This is a genomic window from Candidatus Symbiopectobacterium endolongispinus (assembly GCF_018777385.1).
GTDB classification, from domain to species: Bacteria; Pseudomonadota; Gammaproteobacteria; order Enterobacterales; family Enterobacteriaceae; genus Symbiopectobacterium; species Symbiopectobacterium endolongispinus.
The window spans coordinates 1-24,168 of sequence record NZ_JAFJYB010000004.1; the positions used below are offsets into that span (position 1 = coordinate 1).

The 24,168-nt window shown below is 45.8% G+C and carries 22 protein-coding genes, 1 tRNA gene and 9 pseudogenes; 22 read left to right on the top strand and 10 right to left on the bottom strand.

Going from position 1 to position 24,168, the window contains the following annotated elements; translation table 11 throughout:
* From JZM30_RS15215 to JZM30_RS24795, 16 genes and pseudogenes are all read left to right on the top strand, one after another.
* Positions 1-475 (top strand): hypothetical protein (locus tag JZM30_RS15215; protein ID WP_252319698.1); only part of this gene is annotated, 475 nt, incomplete at its 5' end.
* Positions 465-1,005 (top strand): annotated as a pseudogene (locus tag JZM30_RS15220) (phage tail terminator protein). The gene JZM30_RS15215 and the pseudogene JZM30_RS15220, both read left to right, overlap by 11 nt.
* A complete protein-coding gene (locus JZM30_RS15225) occupies positions 1,002-1,175 on the top strand; it encodes a DUF2635 domain-containing protein (RefSeq protein WP_252319702.1) in 174 nt (57 codons plus the stop codon). The pseudogene JZM30_RS15220 and the gene JZM30_RS15225 overlap by 4 nt, the downstream one beginning before the upstream one ends.
* 93 nt (positions 1,176-1,268) lie before the next feature.
* Positions 1,269-2,768, top strand: a pseudogene (locus tag JZM30_RS15230) (phage tail sheath subtilisin-like domain-containing protein).
* The gene (locus JZM30_RS15235; protein WP_252320575.1) at positions 2,768-3,133 is read left to right on the top strand and encodes a phage tail tube protein; all 366 of its coding nucleotides are present in this window, start codon (positions 2,768-2,770) and stop codon (positions 3,131-3,133) included. The pseudogene JZM30_RS15230 and the gene JZM30_RS15235 overlap by 1 nt, the downstream one beginning before the upstream one ends.
* Positions 3,130-3,453 carry a phage tail assembly protein gene (locus JZM30_RS15240; protein ID WP_252320577.1) on the top strand — a complete coding sequence of 108 codons (324 nt, stop codon included), beginning with the start codon at positions 3,130-3,132 and terminating at the stop codon, positions 3,451-3,453. The genes JZM30_RS15235 and JZM30_RS15240 overlap by 4 nt, the downstream gene beginning before the upstream one ends.
* 84 nt (positions 3,454-3,537) lie before the next feature.
* Positions 3,538-5,422: pseudogene (locus JZM30_RS15245) on the top strand (phage tail tape measure protein).
* A gap of 21 nt (positions 5,423-5,443) precedes the next feature.
* Positions 5,444-5,695, top strand: coding sequence for a hypothetical protein (locus JZM30_RS15250; protein ID WP_252319704.1), 252 nt, complete (start codon positions 5,444-5,446; stop codon positions 5,693-5,695).
* Positions 5,696-5,700: 5 nt separating this feature from the next.
* Positions 5,701-5,955 (top strand): hypothetical protein, encoded by a 255-nt coding sequence (locus JZM30_RS15255; RefSeq protein ID WP_252319706.1) that lies wholly within the window; start codon positions 5,701-5,703, stop codon positions 5,953-5,955.
* A gap of 52 nt (positions 5,956-6,007) precedes the next feature.
* A pseudogene (locus JZM30_RS15260) lies at positions 6,008-7,327 on the top strand (DNA circularization protein).
* A pseudogene (locus JZM30_RS15265) lies at positions 7,324-8,282 on the top strand (phage baseplate assembly protein); the annotation flags it as partial. The pseudogenes JZM30_RS15260 and JZM30_RS15265, both read left to right, overlap by 4 nt.
* Before the next feature lie 38 nt (positions 8,283-8,320).
* Positions 8,321-8,569: a hypothetical protein gene (locus JZM30_RS15270; RefSeq protein ID WP_252319708.1), complete on the top strand. Its 249-nt coding sequence runs from the start codon at positions 8,321-8,323 to the stop codon at positions 8,567-8,569.
* 5 nt (positions 8,570-8,574) lie between these two features.
* Positions 8,575-8,985 (top strand): phage GP46 family protein, encoded by a 411-nt coding sequence (locus JZM30_RS15275; protein ID WP_252319710.1) that lies wholly within the window; start codon positions 8,575-8,577, stop codon positions 8,983-8,985.
* Positions 8,975-10,023 (top strand): annotated as a pseudogene (locus JZM30_RS15280) (baseplate J/gp47 family protein). The gene JZM30_RS15275 and the pseudogene JZM30_RS15280 overlap by 11 nt, the downstream one beginning before the upstream one ends.
* A 5-nt stretch (positions 10,024-10,028) precedes the next feature.
* Positions 10,029-10,619 (top strand): YmfQ family protein, encoded by a 591-nt coding sequence (locus JZM30_RS15285; protein ID WP_252319711.1) that lies wholly within the window; start codon positions 10,029-10,031, stop codon positions 10,617-10,619.
* A gap of 157 nt (positions 10,620-10,776) precedes the next feature.
* Entirely contained in the window at positions 10,777-11,637 is an 861-nt protein-coding gene (locus JZM30_RS24795; RefSeq protein ID WP_438801510.1) for a hypothetical protein, read from the top strand.
* A gap of 387 nt (positions 11,638-12,024) precedes the next feature.
* Here the strand turns inward: JZM30_RS24795 and JZM30_RS15295 are convergent, their stop codons facing one another.
* The gene (locus tag JZM30_RS15295; RefSeq protein ID WP_252319712.1) at positions 12,025-12,543 is read right to left on the bottom strand and encodes a tail fiber assembly protein; all 519 of its coding nucleotides are present in this window, start codon (positions 12,541-12,543) and stop codon (positions 12,025-12,027) included.
* Positions 12,543-12,992: a hypothetical protein gene (locus tag JZM30_RS15300; RefSeq protein ID WP_252319713.1), complete on the bottom strand. Its 450-nt coding sequence runs from the start codon at positions 12,990-12,992 to the stop codon at positions 12,543-12,545. The genes JZM30_RS15295 and JZM30_RS15300 overlap by 1 nt, the downstream gene beginning before the upstream one ends.
* Before the next feature lie 185 nt (positions 12,993-13,177).
* On the opposite strand from JZM30_RS15300, the pseudogene JZM30_RS15305 reads away from it, so the two are divergent.
* The 6 genes and pseudogenes from JZM30_RS15305 (at position 13,178) to JZM30_RS15325 (ending at position 17,391) form a co-directional block, all read left to right on the top strand.
* A pseudogene (locus tag JZM30_RS15305) lies at positions 13,178-13,732 on the top strand (recombinase family protein).
* 395 nt (positions 13,733-14,127) lie between these two features.
* Positions 14,128-14,475 carry a dermonecrotic toxin domain-containing protein gene (locus tag JZM30_RS15310; protein ID WP_252319714.1) on the top strand — a complete coding sequence of 116 codons (348 nt, stop codon included), beginning with the start codon at positions 14,128-14,130 and terminating at the stop codon, positions 14,473-14,475.
* Positions 14,457-14,627, top strand: a complete 171-nt coding sequence (locus JZM30_RS24365) for a dermonecrotic toxin domain-containing protein (protein WP_498038016.1) — start codon at positions 14,457-14,459, stop codon at positions 14,625-14,627. The genes JZM30_RS15310 and JZM30_RS24365 overlap by 19 nt, the downstream gene beginning before the upstream one ends.
* A 479-nt stretch (positions 14,628-15,106) precedes the next feature.
* Positions 15,107-15,781 carry a hypothetical protein gene (locus JZM30_RS15315; protein ID WP_252319715.1) on the top strand — a complete coding sequence of 225 codons (675 nt, stop codon included), beginning with the start codon at positions 15,107-15,109 and terminating at the stop codon, positions 15,779-15,781.
* Positions 15,741-16,274: a scabin-related ADP-ribosyltransferase gene (locus JZM30_RS15320; RefSeq protein WP_252319716.1), complete on the top strand. Its 534-nt coding sequence runs from the start codon at positions 15,741-15,743 to the stop codon at positions 16,272-16,274. Before JZM30_RS15315 ends, JZM30_RS15320 begins: the two co-directional genes overlap by 41 nt.
* A gap of 922 nt (positions 16,275-17,196) precedes the next feature.
* Positions 17,197-17,391 (top strand): annotated as a pseudogene (locus JZM30_RS15325) (helix-turn-helix transcriptional regulator).
* Between the two features lie 55 nt (positions 17,392-17,446).
* Here JZM30_RS15325 and JZM30_RS15330 read toward each other — a convergent pair.
* From JZM30_RS15330 to JZM30_RS15360, 8 genes and pseudogenes are all read right to left on the bottom strand, one after another.
* Positions 17,447-17,523 (bottom strand) — tRNA-Arg (locus JZM30_RS15330).
* 190 nt (positions 17,524-17,713) lie between these two features.
* Positions 17,714-18,133, bottom strand: a complete 420-nt coding sequence (locus JZM30_RS15335; protein WP_252319717.1) for an autotransporter outer membrane beta-barrel domain-containing protein — start codon at positions 18,131-18,133, stop codon at positions 17,714-17,716.
* A gap of 104 nt (positions 18,134-18,237) precedes the next feature.
* Entirely contained in the window at positions 18,238-18,633 is a 396-nt protein-coding gene (locus JZM30_RS15340) for an autotransporter outer membrane beta-barrel domain-containing protein (RefSeq protein WP_291829043.1), read from the bottom strand.
* Between the two features lie 24 nt (positions 18,634-18,657).
* Positions 18,658-19,155 (bottom strand): hypothetical protein, encoded by a 498-nt coding sequence (locus JZM30_RS15345; RefSeq protein WP_308167188.1) that lies wholly within the window; start codon positions 19,153-19,155, stop codon positions 18,658-18,660.
* Positions 19,077-20,702 (bottom strand): beta strand repeat-containing protein, encoded by a 1,626-nt coding sequence (locus tag JZM30_RS24035; protein ID WP_252319722.1) that lies wholly within the window; start codon positions 20,700-20,702, stop codon positions 19,077-19,079. The genes JZM30_RS15345 and JZM30_RS24035 overlap by 79 nt, the downstream gene beginning before the upstream one ends.
* 45 nt (positions 20,703-20,747) lie before the next feature.
* Entirely contained in the window at positions 20,748-22,367 is a 1,620-nt protein-coding gene (locus JZM30_RS15355) for a beta strand repeat-containing protein (protein WP_252319724.1), read from the bottom strand.
* Positions 22,368-22,676: pseudogene (locus tag JZM30_RS24370) on the bottom strand (autotransporter-associated beta strand repeat-containing protein); the annotation flags it as partial.
* A 15-nt stretch (positions 22,677-22,691) separates the two neighbouring features.
* Positions 22,692-23,090: a hypothetical protein gene (locus tag JZM30_RS15360; RefSeq protein WP_252319726.1), complete on the bottom strand. Its 399-nt coding sequence runs from the start codon at positions 23,088-23,090 to the stop codon at positions 22,692-22,694.
* Between the last annotated feature and the right edge of the window lie 1,078 nt (positions 23,091-24,168).

Consider the following 24,168-nt stretch of genomic DNA (forward strand, 5'->3'; position numbering starts at 1 on the left):
CGCAAGGATCCGTCGTGCTTTTGTGAAAGTCGGTCAAATGCACCTGAAAGCAGCACGTCGTCAACTGATTAAGCGGGGTGGCCGTTCACGACCCGGTGAAACCCCACGGTGGCAAACCGGACGATTAGCGCGCTCTATTGGTTATTACGTTCCGAAAGCGGCATCACGACGCCCCGGGTTAATGGTTAAGATCGCCCCCAATCAGAAACGCGGTGTCGGCAGTAAACCGATTGAAGGGGATTTTTATCCTGTTTTTCTGCATTACGGGGTACGTAGCGCTTCTCGCGGCATGTCTAAACAGCACAAACGACAAAAACGTCACCACCAACGCGGTGGTTGGCGTATTGAGAAACGTCAAAATTACATGGTCGCCACGTTAACGCGGCTGAAAAGTTGGACGAGCTACACGCTAAAGAAAGCACTGCGTCAATCACTGCGGGCAGAGCGAAGGAAAGGAAAAAATAATGAAACTTAGTCCAATTATTGCGGCATTACGAACCTTGTGCCCCCGTTTTGAAAACAGAGTGGGCAGTGTCTCTAAAGTATGAGGATTTACCCGATTGCGGCAAACTGGCTTTACCAGCTGCTTACGTTATTCCGGGAGAAGATGTTGTCGATGAACAACGGTCACAAACGGATTATTGGCAATCATTAACCGAAAGTTTTTATGTCGTGGTGATTTTAAATAATGCACGTAATCAAAAGGGACAATATCCCTCTGTCGACACATTAAATGAAGTCAGGTCTGAAATCTGGCGGGCATTACTTGGTTGGCAGCCAGAGCCGGGTTGTGGGGTGATTAATTATGACGGTGCAGAGGAAGCCGATTCAAACCGCGCCGAATATCACTACCTGTTTAAATTTAATACTGAAACAGACATCAACGCCGAAGATACCCGCCACGATGCTGACCTCAAGAATTTACCAGATTTTCATACCGTTGCTATTGATCTAAACGAACAATCAAGCAGCGTAAACTCGCATCTGGAGATGAAGATAAAATGATGGGTACACAACCAGAAATTGTTTTTATAAAACCCAAACACGGGCGAAAAGTGCCTATTCCGCAATATATGCGCGATACCAAAGAGTATTTTGGGAAATATTTGCCTGAAGAAGGATTACCTGTTCAAAAGACCCTTTTTGGATCAGAAGAAAACAGGGCGATGATATAGAAGAAGTAAGTCAATCCGATAATTCCCCAATTGTGCAAGGGTCGACTGATACCACAAGAACCAAATTAAAAAAGCTAAAGAGGAGACGCAGGAATGACCATTAGCTTTAATACCGTGAACGCTAATCTGCGTGTGCCTGGTTTTTATCCAGAAATGGATAACAGCGCTGCCAATACGATGCAAGCCAGCGGCCCGCACTGCTTATTGGGCATGCACTACCCACTGCACAAATGACTTTGAACTCACCGATGATCATGCCCTCGGCAGAAATGATGCAACAATTAGCCGGTCGTGGCAGCCAGTTACACCGTATGGTGCAAGCGTATCGCCGGATTGATGCAGTCGGTGAACTGTTTGTCATTGCCGTACCTGAAACGACGGGCACTGAAGCAAAAGGGGAGATTGCGATAAGTGGCACTGCAACCGATTCCGGTGTCGTCACACTCTATATCGGCAATCAACGTCTTTTAGCGGCCGTCAAGAAATCAGATACCGCGAATACGGTGGCCGCCGCGCTTGGCAAGGCTATTAACGATAATGAGGACTTACCCGTCACCGCGACTATGGAGGCTGAAAAAATCAGCTTGACGGCAAAACATAAAGGGTTAAGCGGCAACGATATTCCGTTGATGCTGAACTATTATTCTCCGACAGGCGGTGAGAATACACCTTCTGGTTTGAATATCGGTATTACGCCAATGCGTGGTGGCGCTGGCTCCCCCGATATGGATAGCATTATCAGCGCAATGGGTGACTTGTTATTTGATTTTATTGGCTTGCCTTTCGCCGATTCTGCTTCCCTGCAAAAGATGGGCGCGGCGATGAACGACAAGAACGGGCGCTGGAGTCCCTATCAGCCGTTGTACGGTCATGTTTATACTGCCAAAAAAAGGGACGGTCGGTGAACTGGTCGCTTTTGGCGATACGTTCAATGATCCGCATCTCACCATCGCAGGATACGAACCCGCCATCCAGACCGCGCTGGATGAAGTGGTTGCTGCACGACTGGCACGGTGCGCGATATTTCTGCGTAACGATCCGGCCATACCCACCCACACGGGCGAGTTAAACGGAGTATTACCCGCACCGTCTGGCAAACGCTTCACCTTGACAGAGCAGCAATCCCTGCTTTAACACGGTATCGCCACCGCCAATGTAGAAGGCGGCGTATTACGCATTCAGCGCGATGTGACGACCTACCAGAAAAACAGTTACGGGGTGGCGGATAACAGCTATCTGGACAGTGAAACACTCTATACCAGCGCTTACCTTTTGCGGCGATTGAAATCGGTGATCACCAGCAAGTACGGGCGACAAAAACTGGCCGGTGACGGTACCAGATTCGGGGCAGGTCAAGCGATCGTAACGCCAGCCGTGATCAAGGGTGAACTCTGTGCGGTGTATCGCCAGTTGGAAAATGAAGGGATTGTCGAAAATTTCGATGCTTTTCGTCAACATCTCATCGTTGAGCGCAACGCCAATGACCCCAATCGAATTGATGTGGTCTTTCCTGCGGATTATATCAATCAACTGCGGGTATTTGCGTTGGTGAATCAATTCAGGCTCCAATATAACCAGGGTGAGGTGGTGTGATGACGGGAAAAAGAAGAATGGGCGGAACCTGCTATTTTAAGGTGGATGGCCAGCAACTCTCACTGAATGGCAGTGTGGAAGTGCCGATGAATCTCACTGTGGGAGAGGATGTGGTGGGTATCGATGGCAGTGTGCATTACAAGGAAACGCACCGTGCGCCTTATATCAAGGCGGAATTTAAGGTCGAGAGACAGTTTCCCCTCCAAAAACTCACCACAGCAGATGAAATGACCATCACCGCTGAATTGGCTAACGGCATGGTTTATGTTCTGTCGGGCGCGTGGCTGTCGGGTGAATCTTCATATAACGCTGACGAAGGTACGGTTGAGATGGAATTTCACGGACAGGAATTATTTTATCAATAAAATCAATTACACTGAGCAAACCTATTCAGATATACAACGAAAAAATTTCAGTACTGGAGATTCAGGAACCGACGTTTGATCAGGTCGAAAAGTTTGGCATTCCTTTCAGTTACTCTGAGCGAGGCGATATGCGGCTGGATACCCGCTCCGCCCTGTCTTATCTGCCTGAACTGGCGGGGATCCCCCGCTCTTCTGCGCAACAGATGGCGCTACATGATGTCTTTCTCGCCTCAATGACCATCGTGAGTTTTTTTACCGGTGCCCAGAGCCTGGCAGTCTCAGACGACGATTCTACAACGTTGCCTGGTTCTGGCGCATAAACCCCTTCGAATTACGCCGACATCCGCTGAGTCAGTTCCTTGAACTGGGGGGAGAGGCTGTTCGCATCAATAAGGAACGACACAGTGGCGAATAGTTTTGAGTTAAAAGCGATCATCACTGCCGTTGATAAACTCTCTGCCCCGCTAAAGGGGATGCGGCGTGAAATGAAGACCTTCAAGAAAGGGTTTAGCGCGGGAATAGCAGGCGCGGCGGCATTAGGGGTCGGGATTGTTACCGCAATGGCTGGCCCTATCAAGCAGGCAATAGACTTTGAATCGACGATGGCTAATGTCCGCAAGGTGGTTGATTTTGATACGCCTGAGCAGTTTAAACAGATGTCGGAAGATATTCTTAAGCTATCGACAGAATTGCCGATGGCCGCAGATGGTATTGGACAGATTGTGGCCGCAGGTGGCCAGGCGGGGATAGCGAAAGAAGAATTAATGTCCTTCGCCCAATCCGCTGTAAAAATGGGTATCGCCTTTGACCAGACGGCTGAGCAATCTGGGCAGATGATGGCACAGTGGCGTACCGCCTTTCGGTTAACGCAAAATTATGTCGTCTCGCTTGCCGATAAAATCAACTACCTTGGCAATAACGGGCCAGCGAATGCCGCCAAAATCTCTGAAATTGTGACCAGTATTGGCCCGCTGGGTGAAGTAGCGGGCCTCGCCTCCGGTGAGATTGCCGCACTTGGCGCAACGATTGCCGGTATGGGCGTCGAGTCAGATGTGGCGGCAACCGGCATAAAAAACTTTATGCCGGCGTTAACCAAAGGGAAATCAGCGACAAAATCACAAAAAATCGCGTTACGCACCTTAAAAAATAAGCCCCAAAAAATTGGCCGCACAGATGCAGAAAGACGCGAAAGGCGCAATGTTGATGGTGCTGGAAGCCATTGAAAAAGTCCCTAAAAAAGATCAGGCCTCATTATTAAATGATTTGTTTGGCTCTGAATCCCTTGTGGCAATTGCGCCGTTGCTCACCAACCTTAAATTACTGGAAGTTAACCTGGATAGCGTCGCCGATAAACAAAAGTACGGCGGCTCGATGCAAAAAGAATATGCTACTCGTGCCGTCACTACCGCAAATGCAATACAACTGTTTAAAAATCAGATGCGTGTTGCCAGCGTAAGTATCGGTAGTATTTTTCTACCTTCAATTGTCGAAGCGACAGAGAAAATCCAGCCGTTGATTGAGCAATTTCGCACCTGGTCAAAAGCTAATCCAGAACTGATTAAATCCTTCGCCAAGTGGGGTCTTTATCTATTGGGAACCGCGACAGCAGTCGGTGTTGTCACCCGTGCTTTCAGGATTTTTAACAGTGTGATGAAAATGTCGACGCTAGGTAAGCTGGTCACGTTAATGGTAATAGGCGGCGGACTTATCGTCGAAAACTGGGAAACGATCGGCCCGATTATTAAAGCGGTATGGCAAGATATTGATGGCGTTATTCAGGCAATTGGCGGTTGGGAAACCGTGCTCGCCGGCATTCTGGTTTTTGTGACGACAAAATGGGCTGTCGATATGGTGAAATCGATTCGGAATGTCACCCGTGAGATGAAAACATTGGCTAAAAACAGTCCCTCAGGCATCAAGGGCGTACTGGGAAAAGCGGGGATGATTGGTGCGGTATCCATGGGAGTCGAACCGCTTGTCGACAAGGGTCTTAATGCGGTGTTTGGGGGTAATGAATGGTTTCAAAACCTTCGGACAGCGAGTGGTTGGGGCGAATTTGGTCGTTCAATTATTGGCAACAGTCACTTGCTTAAGGATGACAAGGGTAACTGGCAATTTAAGGAAGATACCCCTAATACCCTTGATTCATTTGGTAAAAACGAGCCACGAGACGGTGAAGTCAGACTCATCTTTGAAAATACCCCACCGGGCATGCGTGTCGCCCCGGTTGGCAATACCCTACCCTGGCTGAGTTACGATGTCGGCTATAACCGATTTTCCAAACAGTGAGTGAAACAAAGGAGAAGTCATATGAGTTTTTTAACAATAGACGTTGATAATTACGATAATGGAAACGCATACGAACCAACGAAAACGATAGGGATTAATTTTGAGTCTATAAATTCAATAAGAAAATTAGAAAGTTTAGGTATTCCTCAAATATTAATTCTTTCCGAAAGAAAATCCTTTAAAAACACAAAAGAAAGGGATGATTATTTTGACTATATAGCTAGTAAGTTAGAGGCGATTGATTTATCACCAAAAAAAATCACTAAGGAGTAACAATTATGAAATTTGTAAGGATAAAGTATCGTGAAAATAATAAAACCGAAGATGTGATAGTCAACTTATCAAAAATTCCTTATATTGACAGGATATTCCCCAACAAACTTAATCCCAATCTTACTTATGACATTTTATTTCCTGCGTCAGGGGGAGGATTTTATCGATTAAAATTTAATAATAAAACAGATGCCGATCATTATTTTGATTATGTGATGGAAAAACTTCGTACCGTTAAACTGAAAAACAAGCCCTGGTAATACAATAACATTTATTGATTAAAATCACATTTATTTAAATATAGATGGTTAGATGACGAGCTGGAAAGATAACCTGCGTCCAGCGTCCTTTCGCGGCGTACCGTTTCAGGTAGACGACGAGGGGACTTTCGGACGGCGAGTACAAGTTCACGAATACCCGAACAGGGATAAACCCTATACAGAAGATCTGGGACGCGCCGCACGACGATTTACTATCAACGCCTATCTGGTCGGTGATGATTTCTTCGAGGTCAGAGATCGGCTGATAGTGGCTATTGATACACCGGGACCGGGGACACTGGTTCATCCCTACTACGGTGAAATTGCCGTTTGTATTGACGGTTAAGTGAGGGTAAGCCATAGCGGGCGCGATGGCAGGATGTGTCGCGTTAGCTTTAACGTGGTTGAGGCTGGAGAGCTATCTTTCCCAACAGCTGGTATTGCCACAGGCCAAACGCTAATTTCTTCCAGCTCAGTCTTGAATAATCGCATTGGTGAGGCATTTGCTAACGTGGGCTTAAAAGGTTTACCGGATTTTGCACAGGTTGGCGTGTTAGCGCGTACTAAAAGCATGATTAACAACGTCACTAAAGCTTTTGACACTATTGATAGCGGCATTACTGCCGCTTCAAGGCTACTGCATGGCGATATTTCGGTGATCTTAAAGCCAGGCTCATCCGGTAAAATCCTGGTCGAAGCGATACAGCGTATGTGGCGTGCGGGCAGACGTACTGGGCAAGATGCGGCGACACTGGCACAGCAAATTAAAACGCTAGCGGGTGTTACGCTAGGGCATGATTTAGCGCCGCTGGGCGTCTGGAAAAGTGATAGGCCCAGTGTACAGGCTGAACGTAGGCACAGTAATCGTATTGCGGCTTTGTTGCGTACGACGGCGATCCATGAGGCAACCTGGCGACTAACACAATTGCCACCGCCACGTACTGCCCTATTACCGATTAATCAACGTGTAAAACGTCAGATGCAGGTCAATATTTCTCATCCCGCATTGCATACTGTTTCTGCTACGACAGATAGCCCAATTGAAAGGATAGTGTTGGTCACGTGGGATGCCTTGATTGCAGTGAGAGAAACATTAAATCAATCCATCGAGCACGAACAGGCGTCAACGCTTGACGATGCGTTATTCCTCGCCTTGCAACAGGTAAAAACCGATGCCAACCGGGATATTGCAACACGACTGGCGCAAGTTGAAAAAACAGTTACCCGTACGCCAGAAACGGTGCTACCCGCGCTGGTGTTGGCTGCTACCTGGTATGACAATGCCGCACGAGAAACCGATATCACCCGCCGAAATGCCGTTAACCATCCTGGCTTTATACCGGTTAAACCCTTGAAAGTACCTGCAAGATGAGTGATTACGTGATATTGCGCGTCAACGGGCGCGAATGGGGAGGTTGGACGCGCGTCCAGATTTCGGCGGGTATCGAACGATTATCACGCGATTTCAATGTGGAAATTACTCGCCAGTGGCCCGGTGAATCGGGAAGTGTATCGTTACAGCCCAGAATTAAAAAGGTGAACTTGTCGAAGTTCTGATGGGTCAGTATAAAGTCTTAACCGGCTGGATTGAAGCCACCCCGATACGCTACGACGCTAAAAGTATCCAGGTTGGCATTAGTGGCCGGAGCAAGACAGCCGATTTGATTGATTGCGCCGCCAACTCGACAGTATTTACGAGGGAAACACTTTATCAAATCGCGTCAGAACTGACAAAACCCTTCGGTATTAAGGTCATTAGCCAAAAAGCCCCCAAAACGCCGCTACAGGTTTTTCAGGCTGATTATGGGGAAACAGTCCATGAAGCGCTAAACAAGGCGCTAGGAAGCCAACAGACGCTAGCCTGGGATGATGAAGACGGCAATCTGATAATTGGTACTGTCGGCAATGATCGTGCGACAACAGCGCTTGTCTGGGGAGAAAATATTCTCACCTGTGATACGGAACAGAGTATCCGTGAACGCTTTTCCGAATATCAGGTTGCGGGTCAACGATCGGGTGATGATGACGATTTCGGGGAAGCGACATTAACCGCCATTCGGGCCAAAGCTAAAGATAGCCAGATAACGCGCTATCGTCCACAGTACATTCAACAATCCGGCAATACAACCGGGGCCAGTTGTCGCGCACGGAGTAAATTTGAAGCGCAGCAACGGGCCGCCAGAACCGAAGAAACCACTTATACGGTGCAAGGTTGGCGGCAAGGTGACAGCAGTCTGTGGAAACCTAACCAGCGGGTTATTGTTTTTGATCCCGTGCTCGGCTTTAACAATCGGGAATTGGTCATTAGCGAGGTTGTTTATACGCAAGCGAGGTTGTTTATACGCAGGATGAAGGCGACAGCATCATGCTCAAGCGTGGGCGATTGATAGAAGCGACCACGGACACTTTTATTATTCACGCCAAAACCAAGATCGTGCTGGACACACAACAAGTAGAAACGCCGGGAAAGATCACTGCGGCAGAATCCATCGTTTCACAGGCAGAAGTACAGGACAAAACCGGCTCATTGAGCACCATGCGGATGCAGTACAACACCCACGATCACAAAGGTGATAGCGGTGGCGTAACAGGCAAACCCAATCAACCGATGTAAATAATATGCTGATGAATAAAAAAGTGAATACGGCGTTACCCGATCAGGAACGGCTCAGGCGGGCAGTGATGATCTCGCTTTTCACCTGGCGACGCGCTGAACCGGATGATGACACGGATACGCCGTTTGGGTGGTGGGGCGATACTTGGCCGACCGTACAAAATGACCGGATTGGCTCTCGATTGCACTTGTTAAAACGTAGCACTTTAACTAACCAGACGGCGCAAAAGGCGAAGGAATATATCGCTCAGGCACTCACATGGATGACAGACGACGGTATCGCGCTTCGGGTTGATATTGAGGTAGTACGCTCAGGCATCGATAGATTAATCGCAACTGTCATCCTGATGTTACCTGACCATAACATAAAAACGATGACCATCAACAACCTGTGGCGCGTAATCCATGCAAACTAGCGGCTTTTCGCGCCCGACACTGCCACAACTGATAGACACTATTCGTGGTGATTTGTTGACGCGATTTAATGAAGATAGCGTGTTGCGTCGCCTCGATGCGGAGGTGTACGCAAGAGTACAGGCCGCCGCCACTCACACTCTGTATGGTTATATCGATTATTTAGCGCGTAATATCTTGCCGGATTTAGCCGATGAAGACTGGTTGACCCGACACGATAATATCCAGCGTTGTCCACGAAAAGGGGCAACCAACGCGAGCGGATTTGTTCGCTGGGAAGGTGTACAAAATGCTATATCGCTGCCCACTGACACTGAAATGCACCGTGATGATGGGCAAATCTACACCGTAACAGCGATAAAAAAAGCGGCAAACGGTGTACTTCGTGTGCCCGTCGTTGCAAAAAGCAGCGGTCAGGCGGGCAATTGCGAAGACGGCAACGCGCTACGACTCGCTACGCCTATTTCCGGTTTATCGTCGACCGGCTATGCCGATAGCATCAGGACGGGAACGGATATTGAAGACCTTGATAACTGGCAACAGCGTATTATGGCTCGCTGGTACGATACGCCACAAGGGGGTGCTGATAGTGATTATGTTCGCTGGGCGAAAGAAGTACTGGGAATCAGCCGGGCATGGACACATCGACACAAGAACGGTATCGGCACCGTTAGGGTCATGGTTGCTAGTGATAATGTAGACCATCCTGCCCCCACACAGGAGATATTAACCAAAGTCAAAGAGCACATCTTACCCCTTGCCACCGTTGCCGGAAGTGGCTTAACGGTTTTTGCGGTAACAGAAAAAGCGTCCCCCTCTCGCTTGCCTTATCGACGGATACATCAGAAATTCGAGCCGCTGTCATGACAGAAATCAAAGCCTTCTTACTGCGAGAAGGCGAACCCGGCAGCAAGGAGACCATCAGTCTTGCGGCAGGTGAAGTCGCCCATCGTCTTATTGTGCCAACAGCAGACATTGAATTAACCCAGACGGAAGTGCCGGTATTGGGTGAGGTCACGTGGGCAAAATATAAAGAGTGAGCACCATGGCAAATCTGGACGACGAATACACACAATTGTTGAGAACGTTATTACCACCAGGCCCCGCATGGGATGAAGAAGATCCGCTCATTAAAGGGCTAGCTCCTTCACTGGCCCAAGCCCATCAACATGCTGATAGCCTTATGGTTGAAATTAACCCGACCCAATCGGTTGAATTAATTAACCGCTACGAAAAATTATGCGGGTTGCCGGACAAATGCCTGGCAAATAGAAAGCAGACGATAGAAGAACGGCAACAAGTGCTTGATGCCAAGGTGAATACGGTTGGTGGTATAAGCGAAGCATTCTTTAAAAAGCAGTTAGAAATATTGGGTTATCCCACGGCAACAATAGAACAATTTCAACATCTTGATAGTACACCCGATCCGTCTTGGGGTGACAAGTGGCGCTACTACTGGCGAGTCAATATTCCTGCTGAAGCGAATGTACACTGGATGAGTTGTACCAGTTCTTGCAATGAGTCGATTCGGACGTGGGGAGATAACGCTGTGGAATGCGTTATTGAGCGTCAGTGTCCTTCACATACCCAAGTACTTTTTGCCTACATAAAAGGAGGAAATGATGCATCTCATTGATACCCCAACCGCACAAAAAGATAAATTTGGTCAGGGGAAAACGGGTTCACCAACGGCGATCCCACTACTGGCACACCGTCAACAAAATTGAATAAGTGATATTTATGATGCACTACAGGAAGAAGTTTGTACTGTGGTTGAGCGTTCAGGTATCCGATTGGATAAAAGCCAGCATGACCAGCTTTATCAGGCGGTGAAAAAATTGTCTGTGGCAGAAGCGAATAAAGCGACCATCGCGTTAGTTGATGGTGCGACAGTAGATTTGAATACGCTAAACAAACTTGCAAAAGCCCTTGGCAATGATGCGAAATTTTCGGAAACAGTGATTAATTTATTAAATCAAAAATTAGCAAAAAATCAAAATGGCGCAGACATCCCGGACAAAAATCTTTTTATAAAAAACCTTGGTTTGTTGGAAAAAGAAAATCGTTGGATTAATAGACAGACATTTAACACGCTAATCATCGGCAATATTGATGGTAATGCGGACTCGGCAACTCGCCTGAAAACAGCCAGAAAAATTGCAGGCGTGGCGTTTGATGGGACAGCGCATATCAACCTGCCAGGTGTGAACATGGCAGGCAACCAGAGCACCACAGGTAATGTAGGCACGGCTACGAAACTAGCAACAGCACGGAATATTAATGGAGTGGCCTTTTATGGTACAAAAAATATTTATACCGGGTTAGGACTGGGATTGAAGCTGGTAGCAATATTACAAACATCAGTGCATCAGTTAGGGGAAGTATTATTTAAGGCGCTTGATAAGTCTACTTTAGAAACAACATCATCTTTAAATACACGAGGCCGGTTTATTGAAACAGGCAAGACGAAACTGTTGCTTCTCGAGCATATTGCCACCGCATCACGATTTCAAACTGTGGGGAAATATGTGGTAACATCAATCAGTTCCCCAGATAGCTTCACAACAGAAACGATTATCCGCATTCATTATCCGTCGCACGGTGTCCCTACCGGTTCAACAAAAACATTTCGTCTGGGGGGGATTGATTTATAGAGAAATTGGTTGCTCTTTTGATGGACACGTCAATACCGATGACAACGTTAAGTATACGTACCTTATGACGCTCAATGATGAATTATCGTCAAAAAACGTTCCTGTCATGACTTCATCGACCAGTGATTTTTATATCTATAATAATGCCTATGGCACCAGAACGTTGCTTTCTGATCGTCATGCGTCGTTAATTAATACTGACCAGGTGAATACAAAGACAATTTCTTTAATGCTGTAGATAACCAAAGAGACTCGGCATTGAGTCTGGATATGCTGACTATTATGGTGTACGACATTTAAATTGTCTGAATATCACTACCATACTGCTAAAAGAAAAAGATTAGGTTGCCCTGACAGTATTGAACTTTACTCTGGTTTCTGTGGTGATTACGGCCACGCAATATCCGGCGCTTTGCTGATATCGGCACGGTTTAGCAGCACTCGGTATTTTTTCCAGGCCAGCAGTGCAGCTTTTTCGGCTTCTGTAGCGATGTCAAGGTCTGACGCACCCTGCAACGGCGCTATAATTTTTGCTGCCTGCTCAAGCAGATAGTCTCGTTTATGGGTCGCTTGCTCCTTAAGTTTATCTGCTGTATAAACACGAGAAACAACCTCACCATCGACAAAACACCATTTTCGGTTAGGGACTGACTCTTTAGGCCATTCGGATACTTCTGCCACGCTGCACCCTTCAGGACAGAAACCGCTGATATAGTAACCCATCGAGCGTATAACTCCGTCGGCTTCATACTCGACTTTCATCGTATCGGGCTGAAAGCTTTTCTGGCACTCATACCAGTCTTGACCATCTTCCGAGATAAGAAAAATGGCACCAACAGAAAGTTCTAGCGCTTTTTTATCAGCAGAATCAGGATGATATCGCTTAAAGTTTTTAATGCTTTTCATCACATAAACCACACATTTATCCAGTTACCATTAATGTTTTTTTGTAGGACGCGCCGTTGAACATAATCAACATAGGCATCACCATTACCGTTATACACGCCGGTAATCACATACGAAGGTTCATCACGATAGCCTGGTCCATTCCATATCTGAACTTCCTGCATATGCCCCAATCGAATATCACGCACAAAGGTATTATTTAGCCATCCGCTGATATGACCACCCCAGACCGAACCGTGAATATTGCCATCTTCTTGATAGGTAGCGTCTGCGGCATGGAGTGCCTGCGGGGCATAAAAATGCCCGTTTTTATTGAATACCCAATCTCCGCCACCGTCATTGCCGTTATTTAGCCGGACGCCATCACCTCCCTTGTCTTTGTAGAGCCACATGCTAACGCTACCGTCCTTATTATGAAATCCCAGATGCTTGCGGTCATTCCCTTGCAATAAGATTTGGGTGCCTAGTGAGATAATGTTGCCGTTGATCGTTCCGCCGATACGTTTATCCAGTGCATTTTTTGCACAATCTATCGTTTCCGTTAAACCAAGGTTTTATAAAATCGATAAATTAGGTAAAATTTAGACAATAACCAGCGATTACAAGGCTTACAGAGGGGTGGAAAAGGTTAAAAATGGCAAAAATAGGCTATATGCGGGTGTCAAAAAATGACCAAAACACCGATTTACAGCGAAAATCGCTCCTTTGTGCAAATTGCGACCAGATTTTTGAGGATAAAATCAGCGGAAAAACAGACCAGAGACCAGGATTAAAATGCGCGCTAAATGCACTAAAATCGGGGGACGCTTTGGTGGTCTGGAAGTTGGATAGACTGGGTCGCAGCATCAAACATTTGATTGCTTTAATCTCTGAACTCGAAGATAAAGGGATTCATTTTCATAGTTTGACGGATGCCATTGATACCTCTACGTCTGCAGGGCTTTTTTTCTTCCATGTGATGAGCGCGTTGGCTCAAATGGAGCGAGAACTGATTGTTGAACGTACTAAAGCGAGTTTAGCAGCCGCAAGGAGCAGAGGACGTATCGCTGGGAGGTCATGAGTTTTTTCGGTGACAGATCAGACTCAAGCAGCTAGATTGATCGCCAAAGGGCATAATCGAAAAGAAGTCGCGCCCCTCTTTGTTGTCTCTTTGGCGAGTCTGTATAAATATCGTCCAGTTAATCAGTAACAGGACTTACGCAAGAAGATACATTTATATACATACAGTGTTCTGCATCTAGTAAAATAACTGGTTATTCAGAAAAACGCTTAATTACCTAATTTTAAAAGAATAAAATACGCGCCCTACGTAAATCCTGAGCAAAAGTAAAATTTTAAAAATCAATACCACAGGATTAAAAAATCATTTAAATCAGCAAACTACACTTAATCATAAAAAATATAGTGTAATAAGGAACACCTTTAGAAAAATAACCGTTATTTTCCATATTTAATGAAATTTAACATGTACTAACAAAAAAAAGGATGAAACCAAGGCATGAAAAATAAAAATAGTGAAAATAATAATTTTGGAAGTTAGAAATAACTGACTATATAAATTTAAAAAACAGAGTCATCAAAAATATGCCAAACTTGCAGTTGATGGCAAAAAATTTTATGCGTGAGAACATAAAAAAATTAACTGGACAGGATATCGATCCTGATAAGGTGCGCTTGTATTCATTTAAATCCGCTTCAAATTCACCTAAAACATATTCCGGATGGGAATATTGGGACCCAATAAAATCTTTGACATTGACGGAACTTGCATTCAAAAATTTCAGCGCTCACGACCAAGACCTGACTCCAGATGATTTAAAATTAAAATATGGAGTTTATGAGGAAGGCTCAAAAAATACACCGGATTTTTTAGACTTGGGAATGAATATTTTGGAGAAAAAAATCAAGTACGAATATCACCATCTGATTTAAGAGAAATATTAAATGAGAATAACTTTTACAAACAAATAAAAGAGAATCTAAATCAGTTCTGGAAAAATCATGAAGAAGATATTATTGTTTTAAGTAAAGCGGAATTTGTTTCTTCAGCGAGGCGGGCATTGGCAACGGGTCTTTTTTTCTGAAGATGATTATCTTTTCGTTATGCAAGTGGCTTTACCTCATCTTCCACTAAAAAAACCTGTCACAATCCAACAATTAAAATCCGTGAATGTAAATAAACAAAGTGATAGTTATAGCCTGGGATTGTGGTTACCTTTTATCTTTAACATACTAGAACCTGAATATGAACTATACAAAAAAGCATATTTACATGATAAATGTGTGCGTTTTTTCGATATAAATGGGTACAATTCTACTGACATTTTACGTTTTGTAAAAAATGATGTGGGTAAAAAAATACTTTATATACCCAGTGAAAAAAAGTTTTTGAGGTGTTTTCAAATGATAAAGAAATGCGTCACTGGGTTGTAGAACAAGCTAAAAATTCGAATAATATCAACAAACTGGAGCGGCATTTTTCTTTGCATGACCGCCAGGATAGCTTTTTTATACTGGGGTCGATCATGGTCTACAAAAACTGGCATTAGGTATTTGGGATGAATTGGGAAGCAAAATTAATAATAATGAATGTGATTTTTTGTATGGAGATATATTTGCGAGAGTAGTTAAACAAATAAAAGATAGAAACTTTAGCGATGCGGATATAATGATAAAATCAAACACTAAAATCAGTGTACAGCAATGGCTGGAATATATAACAGTAACTAATCAGCTTTTCGGCCCTATATTAGGGGTAGTTGGAGGTGCTGTTGGCGCAGTTTTAGGTGCGGCCGCATTCTTATCTCAAATAGGACTAGAAATTAACCAAGCTGTTAACGGGGATTCAGAAGAAGAACGTCAGCAGGGGCTTTTGGTTGCTAGTATGGATGTCGGTACAACTTTATTGTTCGCTGGATGTGCTGGTTTTCATGGTACATACTCAAACGACATAACAGATATAATTGACAAAGCATATATTAACAATTTCAGTAAAAATACTAATGCAAAAATTTATGCTGATAAAGTTAACCTCCAAGCTGACATAGCATTTAGACCTGATATTGGCAAAGATGTATTTGTCATACTAAATGGTAAAGAAAATGGCCGAGAAGTCTGGGGACAACTAAATCCAGTAACTAGGGAGCCATTTGCTCGTAAGTATTTTCGTAATACTAATGGTGTCTTAGAAGAATGTAATGCTCAGATTTTTAATAAAAAACAAACGACAAAAATATAAATCTGACAGTTTGATTAATTTACAATCCACCCCTGATGATAATTTTATCCCTGTAAATATTATCGGAAATGAAGACAACCCCCAACATGGTCCTGTCAATTTAAAGAAAAGATTTGATGCAAAACGATGGGTTACCAATGAAAAAGAAATTATAGTATATAGGCAAGATAATCGTTCTCTGAATGAAATAATAGAGCAAGGAGGTTTCCAACCGCGCACATTAGAGATTGGAACAATAAAAGATCATATACTTGGCTCACGTAGTCAATACTCTTACATATCTACATCTAGCGGTAGATTAAAAAGCAATTCTTATGGTAGATACGAGTATAAAATAAAACTAGCGCCACACCATGGTATTAATTCTGAAAAAACTCTTGAACGTATTCATGGAAGTATGAATACACTTTCCGCAAAAAATGTGGAATATCTAATCCCTGGAGGGATATCTCCTTCTCAGATTATTGGCTGGAGGGACTGTGTTGCTAGATAAATCAAATGATTGCGATGAGAAATGACAAAAGAGTTGTTATCAGATATAGGTATGCCTCCTCATGTTCAGTATAGTTAAGTTACGCGCGACAAGAACATGTGTGCTCACTTAATGAGTGTATTGATTGATAAATAAGCAGCATGGCTGGAGAAACCCATCCCAAATAATGTTATGTAATCAAAAAATATTGGTATTCGCATCCTGCACGGGGGTCTTACGAGAAAGATTAATTTATATAAAGCATTTTGGTTTTGAAAATAAGTCTGTCAATTTTGTGAAAGAATATTGGCGCAGCTTCCCATAAATAAGGGTAAATAGCCACGCGATAAATATAAAGTTAGTTTAAATATACTTAAAACACTTCAAGATACAGTTACCTATCCAGTAGATTGAACAGCCAGTAAGAGCTTTACTCATCAGCTCCTGCATCTTCGAGTTAATCCGGTATATACTCAAAGCATTTCAAGATGCAGCGACCTATCGAGCAGAAAGTACCCATAATAAGGTCATCACGCTTCCCCTCCCTAATATCTTGAAGTTTATTAATTATATATGGACTTTACTAACCAGCATCTACAAATATTATCCGGTTAATCGTATCGCTAGAAAAGTCCAAAGTACCACTGATCAAAAATAAAAGTTTAATCCCGTTGTACTGACGGCAATAAAAGTAGCCCATCATTTATTCCGTTTTTGGCTTCAAATATTATATTCAGTATCATCCACAGAATATTATTTGGCCGGAACTGCCGCTAAAAAAATCAAGTGGTGAGGATGCCAAGTTAAATAGATGGGTAGCGACATACTGACTCTATTTAATTGCATCACCACACCCTCCATTCCTACGATTCACAATTCTTCACACCTGTTCACCGTCATGATGAATAGTGAAGCTCCTTCATGTAAAGAGAGGTTTATAAAAATGGCAACCCGTTATATTGGACTTAAAGAAATGTGCCAGCTAACCGGCAAAAGTCATCCCACTCTGTGGCGGATGTAGGCAAAAAAGAAAGAATTTCCTGCGCCACAGAAAAGCTTGAGCGGAACGTTTCTTGGATGGCCTGAATCGGTCTATGAAGAGTGGGTAAATAAACAGCATCCTAACAGCACCTGTTAGAACACCTTTTCTTGTAACGACACCCACCAAAATCCTCATAAGCCATTGATTTTATTGGCACGCCCTGTAGGATTCGAACCTACGACCTACGGCTTAGAAGGCCGTTGCTCTATCCAACTGAGCTAAGGGCGCATAGCGAGATGCGGTTGTGTCGTTTGACAACAGTGGGCTGGATTATACCCACACGCCTCAGTGAGTCAACGAATTGGGCCAGATTTTCTGCCGTACGGTGAATCACTGTACAGTTCTATTGCCGAGCCAACCATTCAGTATGCTGTGTGTTAAAGCCGTTATCATTACCGATGATGATAACGGCGAGCGGTTACCAAGAATAATTCACGCCGAGTGAAACCCGTCCAGCCTTATAAGACGACATATTGGTATCTACGCCGACTGCACCCGTTACACTCAGGTTCGGCATCACAGTGCCTTTCACGCCAAATTTGAATTCAGCCCGATCGGCAGGCATCGATTCCCGTACTGCCGTGTCATCCATGCGCATTGTTTGTGATGAGGGCCCATGCCACCAGTTGGCTTCAATGAACCCCTGCATCAACGTTTGGCCATTTCGTTCCAGTCTGTCTTCATAAAGCCGGACCCCCAACCGTGTGGTGGCGCTGTTATCAGACATATCAAATGCTACGGAGCCGCTGGCCGTTGTGAGATCTTTTGCACGATACAGGGAGTAAATGATCTGAGCCTGTGGTTCCAGGTAATACCGTGCCGTGAGTGATTCAGTCATCTTGAGTTTATATCAGCTCTCAATGGACATTGTCGTGTTGTGCGAGCGATAACTCTCGGTACGTTGCCCCTGGCCTGTCACGTCGTTGTCAAATCGCCCATGCATCAACCAGGTATCACAATATAGGGGCCGGTTTGCGGATCGTGGTGACCAAGCCAGGTGCTATAGCTCCCTGCGCTGTAGCCTTTAACGCTATGGGATGAACGTGAGACCTCATCCTCACTGTTGCCGGAACTGGTGCCGTATTGAGCCATCAGCCCAACCCGAATGCTGCCGTCGTGCCCGTCACTGAAACGTGCGATGTCACTCCCTCCATGTAGCACCCAGCGTCTGTCTTCTGTTTCCTGGTTATCAACACCATCGTGTTGAACCATTGAGCCATCCATGCGTAGCCAGGTATACGAATCTTCTTGCCCCGGCACCTGCCACTGTCTGTCGCGCAGAGTATGTTTATGCATCGCTATTGCCGATTGGCGTTCTTGCAGGTATGAGCCGACCACAGGTGAAAGTAGCGAAACCAAATACTAATCTTGCGCCTCTCCACCATCGCCACCGCGTTTTAAACTGTAATTATATGCACCAACGTTCAATATCCCTGTACTGTTGTACCCATCGGAGTTGGGGTCAAGTTGAAAAGCGTCAGCACTGGTCGTACCGCCATTTTCAGTTTGTACCAAGGCAACGCCTTTGTTGGTGAGCCCTCCCAAGCTATTACCTGTTTTTACCAGAAGTGATGTATGGCCCGAGGCGTTGCTGCCATCAATGATCAGGCGATCGGTGGGGGATGCATCCCCGCTGAGCAAAGTATTGACCACAATGATCCCGCCATTCCCCACATAATCGCCTTTCACTGTCAGTGCTGCGCTGGGGCCGCTGCCGTCGGTCATATTTACCGTCCCCGCATTATTGAGTCCGGCAATGATCTGACTTAGCCCATCGAGTGCTAGCGTAGCTGATTGTTCAACAGTAATGATGGAATCTGTGCCGAATAGCCGTAACCCAGTTGCAATGTGCCTGCGGATATCGTGGTGAGCCCCGTGTAGGTATTGTTTGCTGTCAACACCGTTGAGCCCGTGCCTATCTGGTTGACCACACCTGTGCCGGAAATAACACCATCATAGACGAACGTATTATTACGATTAAACGCCAGCGTAGCATTGTTGATCACATTACTGACGATTGAACCGGTGCTGCTGCCGTCGCCAATTTGTAATGTCCCTTGGGTGAGTACCGTATCTCCGGTGTAGGCGTTCTCCCCAGTCAGTGTGAGCAAACCGGTACCGATTTTGGTCAAGGTTCCTGCGCCTGAAATAATACCGCTTGAGGTTAACGGGGAGGCGAGGGCGATATCAATGGTACCGCCGAGGGCGCCCAATAGGGTCGCCCGTGACGTGGACATGATTGCGTCAGTGGCAAGCGTACCGCCATTAAAAGATAGCCCCCCATCGGACTGACCAAGATTGCTGTCGCTAGTGATGTGCAGCGTACCACCGTTAATTGCTGTACCCCCGGTATAAGTGTTAGCTCCGTTAAGCACCAGTGTGCCGAGATCGGTTTCCCCCAACTGCACATCGCCTTGTAAGATGGTATCGATGGTCGCTGTGTAGGCTGCTCCTGGCAGGCTACCATTGCCAACTCGCACCGTGGTTTGCCCTGAGCTGGTTTCAGTTTCTACCAGTGACAGTTCCGCGCCATTCAAAACATATCCATCAGAGGCGAACTGCATTCCCGATGAGGTAACTTGACCTAGGCTATTATCAACCGTGACGTTACCTGCTTCCGCCTGAAAAATGGCAAAAGCACCATCCTGCCAAGGGGCGTTTAATATGCCATTGGAAACTGTCCAGTTGTCATTACCCACAATAGCGGTTTGCCAGATACCGCTACCGCCATTGACTACACCGTTATTTTTATTACCCGCCGCGCCGCCGCCCCACATATTCAGCGTCAAACCGGTGGTATCAACCAGGTTTACCTGATTCGCAACCGATGTTTGTACATATTCAACCCTGCCAGGCGGAATATCACCGAGTTCCAAACCGTTATTGGTCAGGGTTCCTGTGTAGTCAATGACACGATAGATACCGGGACCAAATGAGTCTCCTGTTGTGGCCGTAACGTTGATTGTCCCATCCAGAACCAAATCCCCGTTAACCTTCACCAGATCGTTAAGGGGTCCCCCCACTTCATAAGGTAATCCAAAGTGGTAATCGAGAATTGAACCACTGTTTAACGTAAGATTACCATTGATGGTCAGTTTATCAATGATCCCTCCCACCGCGCCGGGGGATAGGGTAGCTACGTCGGCAATGGTTACATCACCTCCGATAATACCAGTGCCGCAGAGTGTGGCTCCGCTGTTTACCGTGGTGATGCCTGTGGCTGCGGTTTGATTGCCATTGATATACAGCCCACCAGCAGTAACATTGGTTGCTCCCAAATAGGCGTTGCTGCTCGTTAATACCGTGTTTCCTGAACCGGTTTGAGATACAGCGCCATTACCTGAAATGTTGTCACTATAGGTGAGTAAATTACTGCGTTGGAACGCCAGTGTGCCACCACTCTCCACATTGACATCGCTTACTATTGAGCCAGTGTTGCCGTTATCACCGAGTTACAGCGTTCCGGCAGCGACAGTGGTGATGCCCGTGTAAGTATTCTCTCCTGTGAGAAGGGTAACACCACTGCCACGTTGATTGACCTGCCCGCTACCTGAAATGATTCCGCCATAAGAGAAGTTGTTGTTGCGATTGAATGCCAGCACGCCATTGGTGCCTACATCAATATTACTGCTAATGGAACCAGTGCCAAGACCGTTACCTAGCTGTAGCGTACCGTTCAAAATATCAGTTTGGCCTGTATAGTTACTTGTTCCTGTAAGTGTCAACGTGCCGCTTCCCGCTTTGGTGAGTGAGCCTGAACCGCCGATAGCGCCACTCATTATCAGTGTCGTCGTGGGGGCTACAGCAAATGTGCCGCCACCAATACCCAGAGTGACTGCACGAGTTAAGGAGAAGCTGCCCGTTGTGGCGATGGTTCCGGTGTTCATGCTAAGGCTGCTTGCCAAGGCACCGAGATTACTGTCTGTGCTAACTTGCAGAGTGCCGCCTTTGATCGCCGTACCACCGGAATAGGTATTGAGTCCGTTTAATATCAATGTGCCCAGATCGCTCTTCACCAGCGTGGTTGCTCCCTGTAACAGAGCATCAATGATGGCAACATAACCGGTACCGTCTGAGGTATGGTCGCCAACTTCAACTATGGTTTCTCCTGAACCGGCTTCGCTTTCAACTGGCGTTAGCGCTGCGCCATTGAGGGTATAACCGTCTGACGCAAAATGAATTCCTGCTGCGATAAACTGTCCTTCACTGTTATCAATGGTGACTGTACCAGGGTCAGCGGTGAAGATGGCAAACGCAGCATTGCTCCAGGGCGTGTTAATAGTGCCAGCGTCGAGGGTCCAGTTATCGTTACTGCCAGGAGTCGAAGCCTGCCAGATGCCGTTTCCGCCATTAACAATGCCGTCGTTTTTATTGGCCAGTGCTCCACCGTCCCAAAAATTCAGCGTGAGTCCCGCGCTATTGATCAAATTAACCTGATTGGCAACGGATGTCTGAATAAAGATGCCACTCGTTTCAGGGAGGCTTCCGAGATTCAATTGGTTATTGGTTAATGTACCGCTGTAATCGATAAGGCGATAAAGACCGGGAGTAAACGCACCGGTGGCGGTTTCGGTGACGTTAAGTATGCCGTCCAGCGTGAGATTGACGTTAACCACGGTTAAATCGTTGTTACTGCCGTTGATGACACCTGCTTCACCCAAGGTGTAGTTAAGTACTGAAGTGTTGTTAAGATTAAGGTTCCCGTTAATCGTCAGGGTTCCAACACTTCCAGGGGCCGCGCCGGGCGATAAGATACCGCCATTCGCCACGGTGATAGCGCCGCCGATAGTGCCATTGCCACCCAGCATTGCGCCGTTACTGACTGTGGTTGTTCCGGTGGCACCGCTCTGATTACCGTTGATGTACAGGCTGCCATTATTCACTGATGTAGTGCCGCTGTAGCTATTGTTGGCACTCAGCGTTATCGCTCCGCTACCGTTTTGGATGACCGCACCGTTTCCGGAAATAATACCGCTGTAGTTAATCGCATCACTGCGGTTAAAAGCCAGCGTTGCGTTATTGATGATATTGCCGACGATGGAACCTGATGTTGCGCCGTTACCTAATTGCAAGGTACCGCTTGAAAGCGTTGTACCGCCCGTATACTTGCTATTTCCCGTCAGTATGACGGTACCTGAGCCTGTGTTGCGAAGTGCGCCATCACCAGAAATCAAACCACTGTAGGTCAGTGTGCCAGAACGGTTAAAAGAGAGTAATGCATTATTGGCGACAGACGTATTCCCGCTGATTGACCCTGCATTGCCGCTTACCTCAAGGGTACCTTGATTGATGGCGGTGCCATTATAGGTATTGGCACCAGTAAGTGTCAGTACACCGCTGCCATTTTTGGTTAGGGAAGTTCCCGTAATAGTACTGTTGATGGTAACAGCGTTATTCTAGGTATCAAAAATACTGCCTGCGTCAGTGATGTTCACTGCTCTTGTTGCCGACAAGGTGGCATTGCTGATTAATTGCAATGTACCACCATCAAGTGTCAAGGTGCCTGCTGTGCTACCCAGCGCGCCATCTGCGGCAATTTGCAAGATACCTGCCGCCAGCGTCCAGGGGGTGTTAGCTGTTGTGGTGTTAATCAGTCTCCAGATACTTGAGTCAGCTTTATAAAAGCTGGAGAAATTTTGGAATTTGTTGCCGAATTGCGAGACATCAAAGAGGGTCGACCATTGAGTCCCTGTGGTGTTGCTCGTCAGGTTAGTGGTCGAGCCCCATAATATGAATTTGTTAGTAGTGTCTGAATTTGCAGAGATATTGCCATTAAAAAGCCAATTATATTGCAATTCCAGGCTGTTGATACCCTCGGTGAAATAAATTGAATTTACCCGCGTTGAACCATCTGTATTAAATCCACCTTGAATGGTATTATTATTAATAATATTTATATTCTTTCCGGTAATACCGAATCCGCCGACAGGAAGTGTTCCTGTCGCATAATTACCTGCTGCCCCGGCATTACCACCAGAAATTGTTCCACTATTAGTTATGGTGCTATTATCACCGTAGATTCCTACTCCGCCATTCGCTCCGTACCTTCCACGGATAAGTGTTGAATCGCCACTACTGCCTCCTCTGCCACCGTTGCCTCCAGTAATAAGGTGATTTCCTATGTTAAGGGTAACGTTTTGTGCGCGAATAGCAGATCCCCCTTCACCTCCGTAGGCTGCACCACCAATTCCTTCTGCTGACCCCCATTTCCGCCTGACCCACCCGTAATATTAGCCACGGTGCTCATTGTTCCACCAGAGAGCACTGCTCCCGTGCCACCGCCACCATTTCCTTGTGTGCAACCGTTACATACTGCATCACCCCCATTTGAACCCGAAGCACCTATTGGATAAGAGGCTGTTCCTGAATTTCCTCCTATACCTCCATTACCCGCGGTACCCCCTGACACCGAGTTACCATTGCTGCCATTGCCGCCATTTCCTCCTCGAATGTTGCCACCATCGTTTGCAGAAGAGACATTAGGAGAGTCGAGTCCACCGCTTCCGCCACCACCACCGCCAGCACCACCGTTTATGCCAAATTGGTCATTCTAGTTGTAGTCACTGTTTCCCCCATTTCCATCAGCGAATACGGGCGGTATTATGATATAAAGAATCCCAGTTAATAAAAGACATACTTTTTTTCAGTGTTTCTTTATTAAAGTAATTAGAGCGGTCTTGCCTTGTTGATATAAGTTTTAATGTGAGATGAGCCGTATTTTTTCATTACTGGCCTCTGTGTATGTGACTTGTAATATATGCTTTTCTTGCGGGTGTTTAATGCTTAAGTGAATTTTTTCTAATAGCAATAATGCCAGTGCTAGCCAGATGTTTTGATGCAGGTGCAAGTCAAAGATTTCTTTTTATTATGATT